Origin of the sequence: Coprococcus sp. TM115-187 (genome assembly GCF_027679115.1) — a bacterium.
Classification (GTDB): Bacteria; Bacillota; Clostridia; order Lachnospirales; family Lachnospiraceae; genus Allocoprococcus; species Allocoprococcus comes.
Genome location: NZ_JAQEKS010000007.1, coordinates 35,750 through 55,748, shown reverse-complemented (window position 1 = coordinate 55,748; position 19,999 = coordinate 35,750). Strand labels below are relative to the sequence as shown.

Below are 19,999 nucleotides of genomic sequence, written 5' to 3'. Positions count from 1 at the left end.
AAATGAATACACAGGAGGTTTTGGGATATGGATAATAACTTAAATGACCAGACAACTGAGAATAGTGAAGGGGAGGAAAAGAGTACATCTTCTTACACCGATCCCAATGCAGGATATACAGAAGCAGAGCCGCAGGCAAAGAATGACAATAGCGTGCCAAAAGAGGCAGCGGACGATAATTTAAAGCAGGAAGAAAAAAGTCATCCGGCATATACTTACGGTGAAATGCCAAAGTCAGAAAACGGAAGCGGCTACGGACAGTCAGCACCGGGCGGAAGCGCTTGCCATTCCGGAACTTCGGATGGAACTTATGAAAATAATACTTACAACGGAAATTCGTATTATAACGGAACCGATCAGAGCGGAGCTTATACCAATGGGTACTCTGACAACCAGTATCAGAATGGTGGTTATAATACCGGTTTTAATGCCAATGGCTACAATAACAATTACAATAGCCAGAGCAATTATCAGATGCCGCCAAAGCAGATGGATCTATCGCCACTTTCTACCGGAGAATGGCTTTTGACGCTGATTGTCGGAATTATTCCATGTGCGGGACTGATTCTGTATATTATCTGGGCGTTTGGTAATAGTGGCAATCTGAACCGGCGTAACTACTGCAGAGCGTCCCTGATTTTTCAGGTTATTTCGTATGTACTTGTGATCTTCTTTGTTTTGATTGTAGTAGTTGGTGGTATTAGCTATTATGGTTATTAAATAAGTATCTGATGGGCTTTTCGGCAAGGCAGCAGTGCTTTGCTGAAAAGCTTTTTCGTTTTTTAGAAATTCTTTAGAAATCTATTCCGGTTCTCTTTAGCTTTAAGAGATAGACTATAGTCAAGGATGAGAAAAAGAGGAGAAAAGCAGTTATGGAAATGAATCATGTACTGGTCGTTGAAGACGACAAGGAAATCAGAGAAGGTGTGGAAATTTACCTGAAAAGTCAGGGATACGAAGTATTTCAGGCGGCAGATGGAATTGAAGGTCTGGAAGTGATCGAGAAAGAAGAAATCCATCTTGCAATCGTGGATATTATGATGCCGCGGATGGATGGAATTCGTATGACGATGAAGCTTCGGGAAAAATATGATTTTCCGGTGATCATGCTGTCAGCAAAATCGGAGGAAGTGGATAAGATCATGGGGCTGAATATCGGGGCAGATGATTATGTGACGAAGCCATTTACACCGATGGAGCTTCTTGCGAGGGTGAATTCACAGCTCAGAAGATACCGGATGTTTGCAGAGAAGCTAAGAGACCGTGAAGAAAATCAGAATATCCATGTGATCGGCGGTCTGGAGCTGAATGAAGAAACGGTGGAGGTATCGGTTGACGGAGAGCCGGTGCGCCTGACACCGATTGAGTACAAAATCCTGCTTCTCCTTATGAAGAGTCCTGGAAGAGTTTTTTCGGCAGAGGAAATTTACGAGCGTGTATGGAATGAAAAAGCGATCAATACCGATACGATCATGGTCCATATCCGGAATATCCGTGAAAAAATTGAGAGCTGCCCGAAAGAACCAAAATATTTAAAGGTGGTGTGGGGCGTTGGATACAAAATCGAAAAACAGGCATAAACTAGGGATTGTCCTGATTTTAGGCGTAATCTTACTTGCGACGGTGATCGTGTTAGGAAACTATAATACTTTTTATAAGAATGCAAAAAAGGAGCAGGACAGTCTGACACAGAACTACCGGACGAGTGAGTCCTTTATGAAGACATTTATCCGGGACTGCTATGTATTGTATTCCAAAGAATCCGGAAACGAATATAACGTAAAGTTTCTGGATGATTATTATCCGGAATTTGATGAGAAATTTAACCGGCAGATTGCATATATGAATTACCAGGTGCAGGATGCAAACGGAGAGGTAATCGATGGATACCGGTCGAATAGAGATTCCTGGGAAAAAGTGAAAGATACCGAGCTTGCAGATTATGCTCTTGGGATCAAGATCTCGTTTGACAAAAACGGTGAAATCAAGATTGATCAGGTGATGGGAACGGAAGTAACCAAGCAGGAAGCTGTTCTGAAGATTCTGACCTCAAATCTGCCGGAAAAAATATTTGAATATGAAGATGAAAGTGAGATTGAAAATATTTCACCAAAAGACAGGACCTATTATTTCATGATGACGGAAGCAAAGCTGAATGCTTATGTTATGCGGGTATATCCGATTACTTCAATGGTGGAAAACGCGGCGGTTTATACAATCTTGCCCCTTATATTGTTGGTCGCACTTCTGGCATGGCTGATTCCGATGAAGAAAGATCTGCATACAGGAGATGAAAAAATTTTCCATGTACCATTTGAAATTGCGATAGCAACTGGTATTACTGGAATTAGCCTGATTTTCAGCTATCTTGGAGAACTGATTACGCACGCGAAAGGAAATGTGTGGCCAATCGATTTTCTGGTCTGGTTTGTTTTCTTTGCAGTCATGTACTGGGTATCCGGCTGTGTACGCCAGATCCGGCTTCTTGGAGTAAAGGAATATGTGAAAAAAAGAGTTCTGCTGATCTGGATCTGGAGAAGATTCGGAAACGGAATCCGAGGCGGTATCCACTGGTGCAAGGATAAGATCGAAGCATTTTATCATTCTCTGGATCAGTTCAATTTCAAGGAAAAGAACAATAAGATTATTTTGAAAATCGTGCTGTTCAATTTCGCAATACTGCTGGTGATCTGTTCATTCTGGTATTACGGAATTGCAGGACTGATCATATATTCTGTAATTCTGTTCCTGATCCTGCAAAAATATTTTAATGATCTCCGGAAAAAATATGCATTGCTTTTGGAGGCAACTAATAAAATTGCAGACGGAAATCTGGATGTAGAGATTGAAGGTGATCTTGGTGTGTTCAGTCCGTTCCGTAATGAAATCCAGAAGATCCAGACCGGATTTAAGAAAGCGGTAAAGGAAGAAGTAAAAAGCCAGCGTATGAAAACAGAACTGATCACAAACGTATCACATGATCTGAAAACACCGCTGACTGCGATCATAACCTATGTGAATCTGTTGAAAGACGAGAAAGATGAGGAAAAGCGAAAGGATTATATTGATATTCTGGAACGCAAATCTATGCGTCTGAAAGTCCTGATCGAAGACCTCTTTGAGATCAGCAAAGCAAGCAGCCAGAATGTAAAGCTGAATTTGATGAACGTGGATATCGTCAATCTGTTTAAACAGGTAAAATTTGAGCTGGAAGATAAGTTCGAAGAAAAAGGTCTGGAGTTCAGGATCACTTTCCCGGAGGAAAAGGTGATTCTTCGACTGGACAGTCAGAAGACCTACCGGATCTTTGAGAATCTTCTGAATAACATTGTAAAATATGCACTTCCGGGAACAAGAGTTTATGTGGAAATCGAAAAGACGGAGAAAGATGTATTTATCCGCCTGAAAAATATTTCCGCAACCGAGCTCACCTTCAATCCGGAAGAAATTACAGAACGCTTCGTCCGCGGAGATGAGTCCCGCAATACCGAAGGCTCCGGTCTTGGTCTTGCAATCGTAAAAAGCTTCGTAGGTCTCCAGGGTGGAAGCTTCCACATCGAAACCGAGGCAGACCTCTTCAAAGCCGAAATCCGCTGGGCTTTGCCGGGAGAAGAGACAATGAAGCAGGAAGCATAAGAAAAATAAATGGTACCGGATTCAAATTTTTTTTACAACTGAATCTGGTACCATTTATTTTTCTGATTTGTCTCACAACCTACATCATTCAACTTTTTTACTTTGGAAATCCGCTGGAGTAATGAATCTCATAATCATCCGTGATAAAGAGTGCCTCTGCCCCCTTGATTCCTTCGATATATTTCAATCCATCATCTAACCCCATCGCAAAGCAGGTTGTACTAAGTGCGTCCGCTTCCGTAGAAGAGTCACAGACAATACTCACCCCAAGCAGATTATTTTTATAAGGATACCCAGTTTTCGGATCTAAGATATGGTGATAAATCTTGTCGCCTACCTTAAAATACCGCTCATAAATCCCGGAAGAAACTACAGATTGATCCTTGATCTTTACACTGGTGATCGCTTCTCCATTCTGTGCAAACGGCTTTTGAATCCCGATATTATAATCCGAGTCATCCGGTTTGCCGCCAAGAGCCAGCACATTTCCGCCCAGATTGATCAGCGCATGGGATACATTCTGCTCTTTCAGATATGCTTTCAGCTGATCCGCAATATATCCCTTTGCAATTCCGCCAAGATCAATAGCCGCCTCCGGATCCAGAAGCTGAACCGTATTTCCATCAACCCTCACATTCTCATATCCGATATGACTTTTCGCTTCCTGAATCGCCGTATCATCAGGAACGGTCCCCGTATTATTCTTAAAATCCCACAAGTCACTAAGTGGAGCGATCGTAATATCAAACTTTCCATCTGCCAGACGGCTGTATTCCACGCCTTTCTGAATCAAATCCACGGTATCACCCGAAAGTGTCACAGGCGCCCCGTTTGCATGGTTCAGCTCATAAATCTCGCTTCCTTCCGAAGTTCGGCTAAACCGCGCATTATAATCCTCGCATTTCGCTACACAAGCATCCAGAACATCCTCTGAATCCTTATCATAAACCGTAATTGTCACCACCGTATCAAACACGGTAACCGTCCGCGATACCGGTTGCGGCGAACTCCCAGAACATCCCCCCAGACAAAAAGTCCCAAACAAACTCAAACAAATACCAATTCCCAAACTTTTTATTTTCATCGCAAACCTCCTCAAACCATAACCTACAGCATTGTTTTTTTCATAAACTTCCTAAAAACGACATAATGAAAATTTACGAATCTCAGGTCTGTGCAATCAGCTAATGCACAGCCGTGAGGGAAGCGAAAGTCCTGCACGCCTCTATTTTGTGCAATGGAGATGAAACACAAAAATCGTGGAAGCCATTGCTGAACACGATTTTCGTCCTAAGTGGTTCATCGGAATGGTTTGCACAACTTGAGGCGTGCAGGACTTTCGCTTCCCTCACGGCGTCTCCATTCTCTTTTCCTACAGACCGTCCTTCCCGCTAATTACCCCATTATACGTTCCCCTATGAAAAAAATCAATCGAACACTTGATTGCATTAGATAAAATGATGTGTTAGAATAAACAAAGAAAAAGGAGAACCCTATGAGCCATAAAGAAAATAAGAGCCATGAGGAGAAAGCATCCGGTTTCAAAAAGAATGATCTGATTCTTGTCCTCCTTGTATTTGCTGCGGCAAGCATTTTTTTTGCAGGACATCTATTCACGAGCCAGAAAAGCGCAGGCGTTGTAGAAATACAGATTGACGGGAAAGTGGTAGAGACACTGGATCTGCAGAAAGAGCGTGCATTTAAGATCAACGGAGGAACGAACACCGTGCAGATCGAGAACGGAAAAGTGAAAATGGCAGCGGCCAACTGTCCGGATCAGATCTGTGTACACCAGAAAGCAATTTCAAGGAACGGAGAGAGTATTATCTGCCTTCCGAATAAGATCGTTCTGAAAATTGTCGATGGAGAAGAAGCCGAACTGGATGCGGTGACGAATTAAGATATGAAGAAAAATACAGTCAGAATAGCGTGGTTTGGTGTATTTACTGCCCTTGCGCTGATATTTAGTTATGTAGAGACTCTGATCCCGTTTCAGATCGGGATTCCGGGGGTTAAGCTTGGACTGGCGAATCTGATCGTTGTGGTGGCACTGTACAAGATGGGTGGAAAGGATGCCCTGTTGCTTTCGGTGACGCGTATCGTGCTGTCCGGATTTATTTTTGCCAGTCTGTTTAGTATTTTATACAGTCTGGCAGGTGGACTTTTAAGCCTTGCAGTGATGGTGATTTTGAAAAAGCGGGGATCATTCAGTGTTTTTGGAGTCAGCATGGCAGGTGGTGTCTTTCATAATGTCGGTCAGCTGATCGTAGCGATGCTGGTCGTGGAGACATTCAGCGTCGCCTATTATGTGCCGGTGCTTCTGATCGCAGGAGTGATCACCGGATTTATTATCGGGGTTGTGGCAAATGAAATGCTCAAAAGACTTGGCAGCATCGTATTGTCATAGCGTGGGAGGAAGAGATGATTTCATATATAAGAGGGGAGCTTGTAGCTCTCGAAGAAGATAAAGCGATTGTAGATGTAGGCGGCGTGGGCTACGGGATTTTTATGTCCGGACAGGCGATGGGACAGCTTCCGCCGGTTGGGAGTAAAGTGAAGATCCACACCTATCTGAATGTCAAAGAAGATGCTATGCAGCTGTATGGATTTTTAAACCGTGATGCGCTTTCTGTGTTCAAGCTTCTGATCGGTGTCAGTGGGATCGGACCGAAAGGAGGTCTTGGGATTCTGGCGCAGCTTACACCAGACGAACTTCGATTTGCCGTGATGTCGAAGGACATCAAGGCAATTTCAGCAGCACCGGGAATTGGCAAGAAGACGGCGGAGAAGCTGATCGTGGAACTGAAGGATAAGCTGAAGATTGAGGACGTACTGGATCACCAGGTGGAAGCGGCAAATGGAGCCGCTGAAGATACGGTAAATGCACAAGGACTTCAGGCAGATGCGGTACAGGCACTTACGGCGCTTGGCTATGGAAGTACTGAGGCACTGCAGGCAGTACGAAAAGTGGAAATGGATGAGAGCACGACGGTGGAAGATCTGCTGAAGGGTGCACTCAAATATTTGATATAAGAGGATTAGGATGGGAAGAAGAATTATTACCACAGAGAATCTGGAAGAGGATGTAAAAATTGAGAGCCATTTAAGACCTCAGCTTCTGGAAGATTATATTGGACAGGCGAAGGCAAAAGAGACTCTTAAGATTTATATAGAAGCGGCAAAAAGCAGGGGAGAGGCGCTGGATCATGTGCTGTTTTACGGTCCGCCGGGACTTGGAAAGACAACCCTCGCCGGGATCATTGCGAATGAAATGGGCGTAAATATCAAGATCACGTCAGGCCCTGCGATCGAGAAACCTGGGGAAATGGCGGCAATCCTTAATAATCTCCAGGAAGGAGATGTGCTATTTGTAGATGAGATCCACCGACTGAACCGGCAGGTGGAGGAAGTACTTTATCCGGCGATGGAAGATTTTGCAATCGATATTATGATCGGAAAAGGGGCTTCGGCAAGGTCGATCCGTCTGGATCTGCCGCATTTTACACTGGTAGGGGCAACCACCCGTGCCGGAATGCTGACAGCTCCGCTCCGGGATCGTTTCGGGGTTGTGAACCGTCTGGAATTTTATACGGAAAAAGAACTGCAGACCATCATCATCCGTTCAGCAGGCGTGCTGGATGTGGAGATCGATGAAAAGGGAGCCCTTGAGATGGCAAGACGTTCCAGAGGAACGCCAAGGCTTGCCAACCGGCTTTTGAAAAGAGTCCGGGATTTTGCCCAGGTCAAATACGAGGGGGTGATCACCGAAGAGGTGGCAAGGCAGGCACTGGATCTTCTGGATGTGGACCGGCTTGGACTTGATCATGTAGACCGTAATCTTTTGACGACCATGATTGAAAAATTTCAAGGAGGTCCGGTAGGACTGGATACCCTTGCGGCAGCGATCGGGGAAGATGCCGGAACCGTAGAAGATGTCTATGAGCCATATCTTCTGAAGAATGGCTTTTTACAGAGAACACCAAGAGGAAGGGTGGTCACAGATCTTGCGTATACCCATCTTGGATTTGACAAGAACGAAGAATAGAAAGGAAAGAGACGATGCTGAAGATAAAACAATATGTGAAAGCAGAGAGTCTGGAGCAGGCGTATGAACTGAACCAGAAAAAGACGAACCGGATTGTCGGTGGAATGCTCTGGCTGAAAATGAGTACTGCGCAGATCCAGACTGCGATCGATCTGTCCGGACTCGGACTGGATCAGATTGAAGAGACGGAGGATGCATGGAAGATTGGATGTATGGTATCCCTTCGTGATCTGGAGTTACACGAAGGATTAAATGAATTGAGCTGCAACATGATCAGAGAAAGTGTGAGAAGTATTGTCGGTGTACAGTTCCGGAATCTTGCGACGATCGGCGGAAGTATTTTCGGACGGTTTGGATTTTCGGATGTACTGACCTGTTTCCTTGCACTGGATACAGAAGTAGAACTTTATAAAGGTGGGATCATTTCTCTGGAAGAGTTTGCAAAGATGGAGAGAGATAATGATATCCTTGTTCGTGTGATCGTAAAGAAAACACCGGGAAAGGGAAGCTATCAGTCACACCGTAATACCAAGACGGATTTTCCGGTACTGGCGGTTGCTGCTGACCGTTATGGAGATGAACTAAAGGTGGCAGTTGGGGCAAGACCGATGAAAGCAGTCTGTATTCACGTTCCGGCAGAACAGCTGGATGCGTGCACAGATCTGAAAAAATTTGCAAAAGAGCTTGTAGCCCAGGTGCCGATGGGAAGCAATATGCGTGGAAGTGCAGCGTATCGTACCCATCTTGCAGAGGTTCTGATCCGCAGAGCATTAGAGAGAATTACAAACGGAGGTGAAAAGAATGCAGATTAGTCTGACACTGAATGGAAAAAAGATTACAGAAGAGATCGCAGCTGATCTGCTTCTGATCGATTTCGTGAGAAATCATGGATGTTACAGCGTAAAGCGCGGCTGTGAGACTTCCAACTGTGGACTTTGTACCGTATTTTTAGATGAGAAGCCGGTACTTTCCTGTTCCGTGCTTGCTGCAAGAGCAGACGGGCACAAGGTAGATACGCTGGAAGGACTGCAGGAGGAAGCAGAAGAATTTGGCTCTTTTATCGCAGGACAGGGGGCGGAGCAGTGCGGATTCTGTAATCCGGGTATGATCATGAATGCAATCGCACTTTTCCGCGAGAATCCGGATCCAAGTGATGACGAGATCCGGGAATACCTTGCGGGGAATCTCTGCCGCTGTTCAGGCTACGAGGGACAGCTCAGAGGAATCCATGATTTTCTGGAGTACAAAAGAAAAGGAGGAGCCAGATGAAAGCAGTAGGAGTACCATTTGTAAAAAAAGATGCGAAAGCACTGGTGACTGGAAAGCCGGTATATACAAATGATCTGGCACCAAAGGATTGTCTGATCGTTAAGCTTCTAAGAAGTCCGCATGCCAATGCGATGATCCAGGAGATCAAGACAGATGTGGCAATGCGTGTGCCGGGAATTGAAGCAATCTATACCTGGAAGGATGTACCGCAGCAGCGTTTTACAATTGCAGGACAGACCTGGCCGGAGCCTAGTCCGTATGACCGGCTGATCCTGGACCAGCATGTTCGCTTTGTAGGAGATCCGGTAGCGATCATTGCCGGAGAAAATGAAGCCTGCGTAGAACGTGCAATAAAGATGATCAAGGTCAAATACGAGGTCCTTCCGGCAGTATTAGATCCTGAGGAAGCGCTGGATGGTCCAATCCTGGTGCATCCGGAGGACAGCTGGAAGGCATTGTGCCCGGTAGGAGCAGATAACAAGCGGAATCTTTGTGCACAGGCAGAAGATGGACATGGGGATGTAGAGAAAGTTCTTGCGGAATGCGATGTTGTTGTAGAACATACATATCATGTTAAAGCGGCACAGCAGGCAATGATGGAACCATTTCAGACGGTCTGCTTTATGGATATGTATGGAAGACTGAATGTGATGAGTTCTACGCAGATCGTTTACCATGTGCGCCGTATTGTTTCCAATGCACTTGGCATACCAAAATCCAAGATCCGTGCGTTTAAACCGAGGATCGGTGGTGGATTTGGGGCAAAACAGACGGCGGTAAGTGAGGTTTATCCGGCGTTTGTAACCTGGAAAACCGGAAAGCCATCGAAAATTGTATTTACAAGAGAGGAATCCCAGATTGCATCCTCACCGCGTCATGATATGGCGGTGACGGTTCGCATGGGAGCAGATAAAGAGGGAAATATCCGGGCAATTGATCTGTATACACTTTCTAACACAGGAGCATACGGGGAACATGGACCGACAACGGTCGGACTTTCCGGACATAAGGCGATTCCGCTTTATGGTTCATTAGATGCATACCGGTTCCGTTACGATGTGGTCTATACCAACCGGATGGCAGCAGGAGCTTATCGTGGATATGGAGCGACGCAGGGAATCTTTGCGGTTGAGACATCTGTTAACGAACTGGCAGAAAAACTTGGCATGGATCCGATGGAGATCCGTATGAAGAATATGGTCAAAGAAGGACAGTTCATGCCGGCATATTATGGGGAGACAGCGAATAGCTGTGCACTTGATAAATGCCTTGCGAGAGTAAAAGAAATGTCCGGATGGGATGAAAAGTATCCAAGAAAAGTTATGCCGGATGGCAAAATCCGCAGCGTCGGAGTAGCACTTGCCATGCAGGGATCCTGCATTTCCAATGTAGATGTCGGATCTGCAACGATCAAACTGGGCGAGGATGGTGTCTACAATATGTCAATCGCGGCAGCAGACATGGGAACCGGGTGTGATACGATTCTTGCACAGATGGCAGCAGAATGTCTGGACTGTGATCTGGATGATATTGCAGTATCCGGAGCAGATACCGATACTTCGCCGTATGATTCAGGCTCTTATGCATCAAGTACGACTTATGTGACCGGTATGGCGGTGACAAGAGCCGGTGAGGAACTGAAAAAGCGGATCGTCAGACAGGCAGCGAAGATGCTGAAATGCGAAGTGGATGAGGTTGATTTCGATGGACACATTGCAAGAAGCGATAAGACCGGAGAAGAGGTGACACTTGCGGAAATCGGAGCAGGGGCAATGTGCGGAAGTGATATTGCGCTTCAGGTAACAGAAAGCCACAGTTCGCCGGTATCTCCGCCGCCTTATATGGCAGGCACTGTTGAAATCGAATTGGATCCGGAGACAGGACATGTCGAGATTCTGGATTACTATGCAGTGGTTGACTGCGGAACTGTTATTAACCCGAATCTTGCGAGGGTACAGGCGGAAGGCGGAATCGTGCAAGGAATCGGCATGACTCTTTATGAGAATATTCAGTACACGGAAAAAGGACAGCTTCTGAACAATTCATTTATGCAGTACAAGATTCCGACCCGAATGGATATGGGAAATCTGCATGTGGAATTTGAGAGCAGCTATGAGCCGACTGGACCGTTTGGCGCAAAATCGATTGGCGAAATCGTCATCAATACACCGGCTCCGGCATTGACGCATGCAATCGCAAATGCAACAGGTTTGTGGTTCCGTGAACTTCCGATTACAAGTGAACAGATTGCAATGGGAATTATGGAAAATGAAAATTAAACTGATTTATCTGGCGGCTGGAAACAGCCGCCGTTTTAACAGCCAAAGGATGCAAAATACAGAACCGCCACAATCAGAAGCAGAGAACAAACTGCTTTATCTGTTGGATGAAAAGCCGATGTTCCGCTATTTATTCGACCGTCTGGTAAAAGTCTGTCAAAGGCATCCGGAATGGGAAATGATTGTGGTAACACAGTATCCGGAGATTGAGCATCAGGTAAAAGCACTTCAGGAAAACGAGCAGCAAGGTGAACGTTTCCCGGTAAAAACAGTGATTTCAAAAGATAGCTATAAAGGAGCAGCCTATTCGGTAAAAGCAGGGATCCGTGCGGCAGGAGATGCTGATGCCTATGCATTTTTTGTGGCGGATCAGCCTTATTTTACAGAAGAAAGCGTGGAAGGATTCCTGGAAAAGATGGAGCGGGAGGCAAAAGTTGTACCGGGATGTGTGACCTGGAATGGACAGGAAGGCAATCCGGTCTGGTTTCCGGCAAAGTACGGGAAAGAACTTCTGGAACTGGAAGGAGATGCCGGAGGAAGAAAGGTGTTCCGCAGATACCGGGAAAAAGCAATATTTTACGAGGTGAGCCTGGAAAAAGAGCTGGAAGATATTGATTATATGCCGGAAATAGAAAAAATGCGGATAACAGAAGGAGGTACAGAGAAAACTTTCCATGTATATGTTATCGAAAATGGAAAGCTTCAAAGGAAAGAGTCTCTGCTTATGGCACTTGGACTTACGGAGCAGATGGTACCGAGAATTGCTGCCGTGGGTGCGGGAGGTAAGACTTCTCTTTTGAAACAGCTGCTTGCTGAATACCAAGAGAAGGGTGCCCTCCCGGTTCTGGTGACTACAACCCATATGAAAAAAGAGACTGCCCCTTATTTTGTAATGGAGGATTCTATCGGAAAAATTCTGGAAGTGCATAAAAGAGAAGGCATGGTGATCGCCGGTCTGGATGCAGGAGGAGGCAGGATCAAAAGCCTTTCTGTACCGGTAATGGAAAAGATCTGGGAGCTTCCTGCGCCGGTTCTCGTGGAAGCGGATGGTGCACGGATGCTTCCGGCGAAAGTGCCGGGGGAGAAAGAACCGGTTATTCCAAAGCAGATCCAGATAGTCCTTTCGGTATATGGACTCGATGCCATCGGACAAAGGATAAAAGACTGCTGTTTCCGACCTGAGCTTGTGGCACAGGTACTTGGAAAAGCAGTGGAAGAGGTTCTGACGGAGGAGGATCTGGCAGGGCTGGCTGTTTCGGCAAAAGGCGGGAAAAAGAATGTCCTGCCGGAAATGGATTTCTATATTGTGCTAAACAAAGCAGATGATGAAAAACGTCTGAAAATGGCAGAGAGAATCGCCTTAAGAGTAGAACGGGATTCTGGTGAAAAAGTACGGATTACATCGTTTCGTTAATATTTTGGAAAAATAAAGCAATTATGTGTTGAAAAATGGAACATTGCTGAATTGTCATTGAAAACCATTCGTGCTATCATAGATACGATAGCTTTGACAACGAAAGTTGTAAGTGGGTAGAGAAGGAGGCAAAAAAGTGAGTACGAAGAATAGTAATACTTCACAGGAACTATTTAACCTTAACGGAAAACCATCCTTTGGTCAGGCACTTCCGCTGGCATTCCAGCATGTAGTGGCGATGATCATTGGCTGTGTTGCACCGGCGATCATTCTTGCCGGTGTGTCCGGACTTTCAGAATCAGACACGGTTGTCCTGATTCAGGCATCTCTTGCAATGTCAGCGATTTCGACATTCATCCAGCTTTTTCCGTTTATCAAATTTAAGTCTTATCAGATAGGAGCCGGGCTTCCGGTTATTATGGGAATCAGCTTTGCGTATGTGCCGATCATGCAGTCAATTGCACAGGATGCAGATGTTGGAACAATACTTGGTGCACAGATCGTGGGCGGTATTGTTGCGATTATTGTAGGAATATTTATCAAACAGATCCGTCATCTTTTCCCGCCGCTGGTTACGGGAACGGTTGTATTTGCAATCGGACTTTCGCTGTATCCGACCGCAGTCAATTATATGGCAGGTGGAGCAGGAAGTGCGGATTATGGTTCATGGCAGAACTGGCTTGTTGCGATCATCACACTGGCAGTCGTAACAGGACTGAATCATTTTGGAAAGGGCTTTTTAAAGCTTTCTTCCGTTCTGATCGGAATCATAGTTGGATATGTAGTTGCGCTTGGCTTTGGAATGGTGGATTTTTCTTCCGTATTAACGGCAAAATGGGTACAGTTCCCACAGCCGATGTATTTCGGAATTAAATTCGAGCCATCCTCATGTGTTGCGATTGCGGTATTGTTTGCAATCAGCTCTATTCAGGCAATCGGAGACTTTTCAGCAACGACGACCGGAGGAATGGACCGTATGCCGACGGATGAGGAATTAAGCGGTGGTATCATTGGTTATGGAGTCAGCAATATTGTCTGCGCATTTTTCAGCGGACTCCCGACAGCAACCTACAGTCAGAATGTCGGAATCGTAAGTTCTACGAAAGTAGTAGCAAAGAGAGTATTTGGAATTGCAGCGATGATCATGCTGGTTGCAGGAATCATGCCAAAGATCGCATACATTCTTCTAACTATTCCGTCATGTGTGCTTGGAGGCGCAACAATCTCTGTATTTGCAATGATTTCCATGACGGGTATCAAACTGATCAATAATTCAAAGATGAATTATAGAAATACATCCATCGTAGGACTTGCTATTGCACTTGGAATGGGTGTGACACAGGCAAATGCAGCACTTGCACAGCTCCCTGCATGGGTAACAACCATTTTCGGTAAATCACCGGTTGCACTGTCTACTCTGGTTGCAGTGTTCCTGAATCTGGTTTTACCAAAGGAGAAAGAAGAGTAAATGAAGATCCTGATAAGAGGAGCCGGGGATCTTGCCACGGGAATTGCGGCAGAGCTGTGGGAAAGAGGACATCAGATCCTGATGACGGATGTTGCCATCCCACTTGCCGTAAGACGCGAGGTGGCATTTTCAAGAGCGGTATACGAAGAATATGCAGTGGTAGAAGGAATGGAAGCAGTTCTTGCCGAAAGTTTTGAAGAAGCAGAAGCAATTATGGCAACGCGGAAAATTGCTGTCATGGTGGATGAAAAAGCAGAAGTGCGGAAAGAATATCTGCCGGATGTACTGGTTGACGGGATCATGGCAAAAAAGAATCTTGGGACCCGGATCAGTGACGCTCCTCTTGTTATCGGTATCGGACCGGGCTTTACGGCAGCCGGAGACTGCCATTTTGTGATTGAAACGCAAAGAGGTGAGCATCTGGGTGAGGTGATCCGCGAGGGAAGTGCAATCCCCAACACCGGAATTCCGGGAAATATTGGCGGCTATACGGTGGAACGCCTTTTAAAGGCATCCGCAGACGGAATCATGCATCCGGTCGCGAGAATTGGTGATGTGGTGAAAAAAGGGCAGATTGTTGCAAGGTGCGGAGATGAACCTGTCTATGCGAGGCTCCACGGGATTGTCCGTGGGATGCTCCAGGAAGGTGTACCGGTCAAAAAAGGATTGAAGATCGGAGATGTGGATGCAAGGATAGAGGAAAAACTTTGTTATACGATTTCGGATAAAGCACGAAAGATCGGAAACGGAGTTACGGAAGCAATCGATCTTGTCTATAAAACAAAATAAAAAGTTGTCTGGACAACTTATTTATCCATCCTTTTTATGGTAAAATATAAAAAGGTTTGGGCAGAATACCTGCCGCAGTGACGGCAGGTATTTTTATGCCATAATCCATATAAAGTGAGGAACAAAAAATGAAACTGGTAAGAACAGAAGATGCAGTGGGGCAGGTGCTGTGCCATGACATTACACAGATCATTCCGGGAGTTGTAAAGGATGCTGTTTTCCGGAAGGGACATATTGTCACCGAAGAAGACATTCCGGTACTTTTATCTGTGGGAAAAGAGAATCTTTATATCTGGGAAAAACAGGAAGGTATGCTTCATGAAAATGAGGCGGCTGAGATCTTGCGTCAGATCTGTCAGGGTGAGCATATGCATCCTTCCGGGGTGAAGGAAGGAAAGATCGAACTGATCGCCGACTGTGAAGGGGTATTGAAGATCAATACCGAAAAGCTGAATGCGGTGAACAGTCTTGGTGAGATGATGATCGCATCCAGACATGGAAATTTTCCGGTGAAAACCGGAGATAAGATTGCAGGAACAAGGATCATTCCGCTTGTGATCGAAGAAGAAAAGATGCAGAAGGCCTGTGAAGTGGCAGGAAAAGAACCGATTTTCCGGATTCTTCCGTACCAGAAGAAAAAAGCGGGAATCGTAACGACGGGAAGTGAAGTGTATTATCATCGGATTGAGGATAAATTTACTCCGGTTGTGATCGACAAACTGAAAGAATGTGGCGTTACAGAGGTGAAGCAGATCCAGTGCAACGATGATCATGAGATGATCACGGAAGCAATCCAGACTCTGATCGAGGATGGTTCTGACCTGATCGTCTGTACCGGTGGAATGAGTGTAGATCCGGATGACAGGACTCCGCTTGCGATCAAAAATGCCTGTACGGAAGTGGTGACTTATGGGGCACCGGTTCTTCCGGGAGCCATGTTTATGCTTGCTTATTGTGAAAAAGAAGGCAGACAGATTCCGGTCATGGGTCTTCCGGGATGCGTGATGTATGCAAAACGGACGATTTTTGATCTGGTTCTTCCGAGGATTATGTGTGATGAAAAGCTGCATGAAAAAGATTTCCGGCTTCTTGGACAGGGGGGACTTTGTCTGTCCTGTCCGGTGTGTACTTTTCCAAACTGTGGATTTGGAAAAGGAGGATATTAAAATCATGAGAAAGAATAACTTATTTAAGAAAACAGTGGCAGCAGGTCTGGTTCTGCTGATGACAGCATCACTTGCTGCATGTGACGGTAAAAAGACCGACACAAAAACAGAAGACAAAAAGACAGAAACAAAGGCTGACAAAGAAGAGGATGTAGAGCTTCAGGTATTTATCGCAGCCAGCCTGAATACGGCAATGACAGATATTGCAGAGCGTTATGAAAAAGAGCATCCGAATGTGAAGATCGTCTACAATGCAGACAGCTCAGGAACTCTGCTGACACAGATCGAAGAAGGATATGAGTGTGACCTGTTCTTCTCCGCAGCACAGAAACAGATGGATCAGCTTGAGGCTGACGGACTGGTAGTAGAAGGAACCCGCCATAATGTAGTGAACAATCAGGTAGTTGTTATCACATTAAAGGACAGTGATACAGCAGTAACCGGGCTTGAAAACTTAAATGAGGCAAAGAGCATTGCACTTGCAGGCGGAAGTGTACCAGTTGGAAAATACACCCGTCAGGCGTTGATGAATCTCGGAATTCTGGACAAAGTAGACGATGCGTCTACCATCACAACAGAACAGGTTTCTGAAGCTCTTGGTGGAGCAGAAATCAGTGAGCAGGCAAATGTAAGCAAGGTGCTGATCGCCGTTACAGAGGGTGCATGCGAAGTTGGAACAACTTATTATTCTGATACATACGGATATGAGGATCAGATCAAGATCCTTCAGACAGTAAACTATGATCTGACAGGTAATGTGATTTATCCGATCTGCCGTGTGGAAAATAAAGAGGCAGATGATGCAAAGAAAAAAGCATCCGATGATTTCCTTACATATGTAACATCCGATGACGCAAAGAAGATCTTTGACAGCTACTATTTCGATACAAACGTAGAGTAAAAGAGGAACAATATGGAAGAAATAAGACAGATCCTTGCAGGACTTGACTGGAGTCCGCTTTTCATTTCAATCAAAACAGGAATCGCAGCAACGATTGTGTCATTCTTCCTGGGAATATGGGCAGCAAGAAAGGTGTTGAAAGCGAAGACGGGTCTCAGGGCTGTGCTGGATGGGATTCTGACACTGCCGCTGGTGCTTCCGCCGACGGTTGCAGGATTTTTCCTGCTGCTCATTTTCAGTACGAGAAGAACCGTTGGATCGTGTCTTTATACGACATTTGATATCAAGATCGTACAGTCCTGGGCAGGATGCGTGATCGCGGCAACTGTGATTGCATTTCCACTGATGTACCGGAATGCAAGAGCAGCATTTGAACAGGTGGATGTGAACCTGATCTATGCGGCGCAGACGCTCGGTATGCCGGAGTGGAAGATTTTCTGGAGGGTGATCATGCCGGCGGCAGGTCCTGGAGTTGCATCCGGTACAATTCTTGCATTTGCAAGAGCGCTTGGAGAATATGGTGCGACCTCCATGCTTGCGGGCAATATTCCAGGAAAGACGGCAACCATTTCCCAGAGGATTGCAATGGTCATCCAGGACGGTGATTATCAGACGGCAGGCGTGTGGGTCGGAATTGTAATCCTGATCGCATTTGGAATAGTAGTACTTATGAATCTGGCATTTGGAAAGGGAATGAAACATACAAAGCAATGGTAGAACTAGAGATAAAAAAACAGTATGAAAAATTCAGGCTGGATGTTGCCTTTAAAAGTGAAAAAAAGCGGATCGGAATCCTGGGCGCTTCCGGATGTGGGAAAAGCCTGACCTTGAAAAGTATTGCCGGGATCGAAAGACCGGAAAAAGGGCGGATCGTGATTGACGGAGTTACCCTTTTTGATGCCGGAAAAAAGATTTTTCTGAAGCCACAAAAAAGGAAAGTCGGTTATCTTTTTCAAAATTATGCGTTGTTTCCGAACATGACCGTGGAGCAGAATATCGGGATTGGATTTACCGGAAACAAAGAAGATATGCAGAAAATGGTAGAACAGCTGATCCATCATTTCCAGCTGGACGGACTGGAAAAGCTTTATCCGTCAAAGCTTTCCGGCGGACAGCAGCAGAGAACGGCACTGGCACGGATTATGGCATATGAACCGGATGTGATTCTTCTGGATGAACCATTTTCGGCACTGGATGCGTATCTTCGGGAGCGGATGCTGACCGAGCTGATGGAAATGCTGAGTGATTATGAAGGTACGGTGATTATGGTGTCCCACAGCAGGGATGAAATCTACAGCTTCAGTGAAGAGGTTCTGGTAATTGAAGATGGACATGGAATCCGCCTGGGTCCGGTAAAAGAAGTATTTAATGCACCGCGCTATAAAACAGCGGCAAGACTTACCGGATGTAAAAATATTGCAGATGTTTACCGGATGGATGCGCAGACGGTGTATGTGAAAGACTGGGATGTGCAGCTGATTTTTAAAGGACGCAGTGTGCCGGAGAATGTGAAGGCAATCGGAATCCGAGCTCATGATCTGATTCCGGTGTATGGAACGATATCCGGGGCTATGCTGAAAGTTAAAGAATGGAAAAGTGTGGATTATCCATTTGAACGAAAATATTTTATCCAATGCGAGTCGGGATGTGAGGACTTCTGCTGGTTTGTCCAAAGAGAGATTTCTGCCACTCTGGAAGAAAAAGGAATGCCGGATGCACTCGCATTTCCGGAAGAAAAAGTGCTGTTCCTTGAAGGATAGCGTGGCAGATGCTATAATGGACAAATAGAGAAAACGGGCAGAAGGTGGCAGCAAAAATGCAGAAAGAACAAGACAGGGAAGCGATTTACCGGAGCATTTTCTTCTGTGATATGGATCGGAAGAAGGCGGATGAGATCATTGACCGGTTAGGCGGCAGAACCGTAACCTATGACAAGGGCGAAATCATCATAAGAGAAAGAGAAAAACTGAACAATATCGGAATCCTGCTTGACGGCGGGCTCTGTAAAGTGCAGTATTACCGGGATGGAACCGAACAGCTGGTCCAGAAGCTGGTCAGCTCGTTTGTTGTGGGAGTGGAGATTGCGGTCAGTGAAAAAAAGACGAGTCCTTATGATATTTATGCATCGGAACAGGCGCACATTTTCTGGTTCCCTGTACGGGCGATGGAAGAAGAGGGTGTTCTGGATCTACGTGAGAGGATTGAGTTTTACAAGAAGACGGTTCATTTCCTTGCAAATGAAGATATCCGCAAGTGCAGGAAAATCGAACTGCTGTCAATCAGAGGAATCCGGGAAAGAATCGAGCGGTATCTGAGAGTTCAGCAAAGCCGCCACAAAAGCAGTGCATTTGATATTGAATTTAACAGAGAACAGATGGCGAATTATCTGGGAATCAACCGGAGTGTGCTGTCACATGAGTTGAAAAAAATGGAAAAAGAGGGGATTTTGAAGGTCAGAAAGAATCATTTTGAGCTGACTGATAAAGAATAAAACAGAATTTCTGCTGAAAATATCGAAAAGTGGTTGGTTTTTATCAGAATATAGTTTATAATGAAAAAAGGATTAGGCGGCAAGGAGGTTCTTTATGGCATCGTCAAAAAATTATACAGAAGTTTTGATAGGCGGCAAAGTATTCACCCTGAGCGGATTTGAAAGTGAAGATTATCTGCAGAAGGTATCCACTTATCTGAACCATAAAATCGAGGAATGTACAAGCAGCGATGGATATCGCAAGCAGAGTGCGGAAGCCAGAAGTGTGCTTCTTGCTTTAAATATAGCAGATGATTATTTTAAAGCCAAGAAACAGGGCGGCGCATTAGAAAGCGACATCGAGGCAAAAGACAAAGAGATGTACGATTTAAAGCATGAACTGATCTCAGTACAGATCAAGTATGAGAATGCTGAAAAAGCACTGGATAAACTCAAGGCAGAGAACCAGGAACTTCAGATGAAGATCGTACAACTTGAAACAGAAATGAAAAATCACCGTACAAAATAGACTGTCCTGAGGCAGTCTATTTTTGATACTCCG

At 45.3% G+C, this 19,999-nt stretch carries 20 protein-coding genes; 19 read left to right on the top strand and 1 reads right to left on the bottom strand.

Annotation, left to right across the window (positions count from 1 at the left end; translation table 11 throughout):
• The first annotated feature begins 27 nt into the window (after positions 1-27).
• From PGW42_RS07045 to PGW42_RS07035, 3 genes are all read left to right on the top strand, one after another.
• Positions 28-720: a hypothetical protein gene (locus PGW42_RS07045; protein ID WP_118198349.1), complete on the top strand. Its 693-nt coding sequence runs from the start codon at positions 28-30 to the stop codon at positions 718-720.
• A 152-nt stretch (positions 721-872) separates the two neighbouring features.
• Positions 873-1,580 carry a response regulator transcription factor gene (locus PGW42_RS07040; protein WP_117823222.1) on the top strand — a complete coding sequence of 236 codons (708 nt, stop codon included), beginning with the start codon at positions 873-875 and terminating at the stop codon, positions 1,578-1,580.
• The gene (locus tag PGW42_RS07035; RefSeq protein WP_270203159.1) at positions 1,552-3,636 is read left to right on the top strand and encodes a sensor histidine kinase; all 2,085 of its coding nucleotides are present in this window, start codon (positions 1,552-1,554) and stop codon (positions 3,634-3,636) included. Before PGW42_RS07040 ends, PGW42_RS07035 begins: the two co-directional genes overlap by 29 nt.
• A gap of 97 nt (positions 3,637-3,733) precedes the next feature.
• On the opposite strand, the gene PGW42_RS07030 is transcribed toward PGW42_RS07035, so the two are convergent.
• The gene (locus PGW42_RS07030; protein WP_270203160.1) at positions 3,734-4,720 is read right to left on the bottom strand and encodes an FAD:protein FMN transferase; all 987 of its coding nucleotides are present in this window, start codon (positions 4,718-4,720) and stop codon (positions 3,734-3,736) included.
• A gap of 411 nt (positions 4,721-5,131) precedes the next feature.
• Here PGW42_RS07030 and PGW42_RS07025 point away from each other — a divergent pair, with 411 nt between their 5' ends.
• The 16 genes from PGW42_RS07025 to zapA all read left to right on the top strand — a co-directional run bounded on the left by PGW42_RS07025 (position 5,132) and on the right by zapA (position 19,966).
• Entirely contained in the window at positions 5,132-5,536 is a 405-nt protein-coding gene (locus PGW42_RS07025; protein ID WP_117823227.1) for a NusG domain II-containing protein, read from the top strand.
• A 3-nt stretch (positions 5,537-5,539) separates the two neighbouring features.
• Complete coding sequence (locus PGW42_RS07020) at positions 5,540-6,043, top strand: Gx transporter family protein (RefSeq protein ID WP_055155576.1); 504 nt, start codon at positions 5,540-5,542, stop codon at positions 6,041-6,043.
• A 14-nt stretch (positions 6,044-6,057) separates the two neighbouring features.
• Entirely contained in the window at positions 6,058-6,669 is a 612-nt protein-coding gene (gene ruvA / locus PGW42_RS07015) for a Holliday junction branch migration protein RuvA (RefSeq protein ID WP_055155575.1), read from the top strand.
• 10 nt (positions 6,670-6,679) lie between these two features.
• Positions 6,680-7,681 (top strand): Holliday junction branch migration DNA helicase RuvB, encoded by a 1,002-nt coding sequence (gene ruvB, locus PGW42_RS07010; protein WP_117556028.1) that lies wholly within the window; start codon positions 6,680-6,682, stop codon positions 7,679-7,681.
• Between the two features lie 14 nt (positions 7,682-7,695).
• Positions 7,696-8,493: an FAD binding domain-containing protein gene (locus tag PGW42_RS07005; RefSeq protein WP_270203161.1), complete on the top strand. Its 798-nt coding sequence runs from the start codon at positions 7,696-7,698 to the stop codon at positions 8,491-8,493.
• On the top strand, positions 8,483-8,950 hold the full coding sequence (locus PGW42_RS07000) for a (2Fe-2S)-binding protein (protein WP_008375171.1): 468 nt from the start codon (positions 8,483-8,485) through the stop codon (positions 8,948-8,950). Before PGW42_RS07005 ends, PGW42_RS07000 begins: the two co-directional genes overlap by 11 nt.
• Positions 8,947-11,229, top strand: coding sequence for a xanthine dehydrogenase family protein molybdopterin-binding subunit (locus PGW42_RS06995; RefSeq protein WP_118198342.1), 2,283 nt, complete (start codon positions 8,947-8,949; stop codon positions 11,227-11,229). Before PGW42_RS07000 ends, PGW42_RS06995 begins: the two co-directional genes overlap by 4 nt.
• Positions 11,219-12,643, top strand: a complete 1,425-nt coding sequence (yqeC, locus tag PGW42_RS06990) for a selenium cofactor biosynthesis protein YqeC (RefSeq protein WP_270203162.1) — start codon at positions 11,219-11,221, stop codon at positions 12,641-12,643. Before PGW42_RS06995 ends, yqeC begins: the two co-directional genes overlap by 11 nt.
• A gap of 136 nt (positions 12,644-12,779) precedes the next feature.
• Positions 12,780-14,111, top strand: coding sequence for a uracil-xanthine permease family protein (locus tag PGW42_RS06985; protein WP_270203163.1), 1,332 nt, complete (start codon positions 12,780-12,782; stop codon positions 14,109-14,111).
• On the top strand, positions 14,112-14,900 hold the full coding sequence (gene yqeB, locus PGW42_RS06980) for a selenium-dependent molybdenum cofactor biosynthesis protein YqeB (RefSeq protein WP_330677008.1): 789 nt from the start codon (positions 14,112-14,114) through the stop codon (positions 14,898-14,900).
• Between the two features lie 128 nt (positions 14,901-15,028).
• Positions 15,029-16,066 carry a molybdopterin-binding protein gene (locus PGW42_RS06975; RefSeq protein ID WP_055260613.1) on the top strand — a complete coding sequence of 346 codons (1,038 nt, stop codon included), beginning with the start codon at positions 15,029-15,031 and terminating at the stop codon, positions 16,064-16,066.
• A 4-nt stretch (positions 16,067-16,070) separates the two neighbouring features.
• Positions 16,071-16,967, top strand: a complete 897-nt coding sequence (modA, locus tag PGW42_RS06970) for a molybdate ABC transporter substrate-binding protein (protein WP_330677007.1) — start codon at positions 16,071-16,073, stop codon at positions 16,965-16,967.
• Positions 16,968-16,979: 12 nt separating this feature from the next.
• Positions 16,980-17,684 carry a molybdate ABC transporter permease subunit gene (gene modB, locus PGW42_RS06965; RefSeq protein ID WP_117823241.1) on the top strand — a complete coding sequence of 235 codons (705 nt, stop codon included), beginning with the start codon at positions 16,980-16,982 and terminating at the stop codon, positions 17,682-17,684.
• Positions 17,678-18,727: a sulfate/molybdate ABC transporter ATP-binding protein gene (locus PGW42_RS06960; protein ID WP_270203164.1), complete on the top strand. Its 1,050-nt coding sequence runs from the start codon at positions 17,678-17,680 to the stop codon at positions 18,725-18,727. The genes modB and PGW42_RS06960 overlap by 7 nt, the downstream gene beginning before the upstream one ends.
• A gap of 56 nt (positions 18,728-18,783) precedes the next feature.
• Complete coding sequence (locus PGW42_RS06955) at positions 18,784-19,458, top strand: Crp/Fnr family transcriptional regulator (protein ID WP_117556007.1); 675 nt, start codon at positions 18,784-18,786, stop codon at positions 19,456-19,458.
• Positions 19,459-19,552: 94 nt separating this feature from the next.
• Entirely contained in the window at positions 19,553-19,966 is a 414-nt protein-coding gene (zapA, locus tag PGW42_RS06950) for a cell division protein ZapA (protein ID WP_008375194.1), read from the top strand.
• The last annotated feature ends 33 nt before the right edge of the window (positions 19,967-19,999 follow it).

Excerpts from the sequence above, each read along its gene's own strand:
- ruvB (WP_117556028.1), top strand. The coding sequence starts at position 6,680 with ATGGGAAGAAGAATTATTACCACAGAGAATCTGGAAGAGGATGTAAAA.
- yqeC (WP_270203162.1), top strand. The coding sequence starts at position 11,219 with ATGAAAATTAAACTGATTTATCTGGCGGCTGGAAACAGCCGCCGTTTT.
- PGW42_RS06995 (WP_118198342.1), top strand. The coding sequence starts at position 8,947 with ATGAAAGCAGTAGGAGTACCATTTGTAAAAAAAGATGCGAAAGCACTG.
- PGW42_RS07005 (WP_270203161.1), top strand. The coding sequence starts at position 7,696 with ATGCTGAAGATAAAACAATATGTGAAAGCAGAGAGTCTGGAGCAGGCG.
- PGW42_RS07040 (WP_117823222.1), top strand. The coding sequence starts at position 873 with ATGGAAATGAATCATGTACTGGTCGTTGAAGACGACAAGGAAATCAGA.
- modB (WP_117823241.1), top strand. The coding sequence starts at position 16,980 with ATGGAAGAAATAAGACAGATCCTTGCAGGACTTGACTGGAGTCCGCTT.
- PGW42_RS07020 (WP_055155576.1), top strand. The coding sequence starts at position 5,540 with ATGAAGAAAAATACAGTCAGAATAGCGTGGTTTGGTGTATTTACTGCC.
- modA (WP_330677007.1), top strand. The coding sequence starts at position 16,071 with ATGAGAAAGAATAACTTATTTAAGAAAACAGTGGCAGCAGGTCTGGTT.
- PGW42_RS07025 (WP_117823227.1), top strand. The coding sequence starts at position 5,132 with ATGAGCCATAAAGAAAATAAGAGCCATGAGGAGAAAGCATCCGGTTTC.
- ruvA (WP_055155575.1), top strand. The coding sequence starts at position 6,058 with ATGATTTCATATATAAGAGGGGAGCTTGTAGCTCTCGAAGAAGATAAA.
- PGW42_RS06960 (WP_270203164.1), top strand. The coding sequence starts at position 17,678 with ATGGTAGAACTAGAGATAAAAAAACAGTATGAAAAATTCAGGCTGGAT.
- PGW42_RS07030 (WP_270203160.1), bottom strand. The coding sequence starts at position 4,720 with ATGAAAATAAAAAGTTTGGGAATTGGTATTTGTTTGAGTTTGTTTGGG.
- PGW42_RS06955 (WP_117556007.1), top strand. The coding sequence starts at position 18,784 with ATGCAGAAAGAACAAGACAGGGAAGCGATTTACCGGAGCATTTTCTTC.
- PGW42_RS07045 (WP_118198349.1), top strand. The coding sequence starts at position 28 with ATGGATAATAACTTAAATGACCAGACAACTGAGAATAGTGAAGGGGAG.
- yqeB (WP_330677008.1), top strand. The coding sequence starts at position 14,112 with ATGAAGATCCTGATAAGAGGAGCCGGGGATCTTGCCACGGGAATTGCG.
- PGW42_RS07000 (WP_008375171.1), top strand. The coding sequence starts at position 8,483 with ATGCAGATTAGTCTGACACTGAATGGAAAAAAGATTACAGAAGAGATC.
- zapA (WP_008375194.1), top strand. The coding sequence starts at position 19,553 with ATGGCATCGTCAAAAAATTATACAGAAGTTTTGATAGGCGGCAAAGTA.
- PGW42_RS06975 (WP_055260613.1), top strand. The coding sequence starts at position 15,029 with ATGAAACTGGTAAGAACAGAAGATGCAGTGGGGCAGGTGCTGTGCCAT.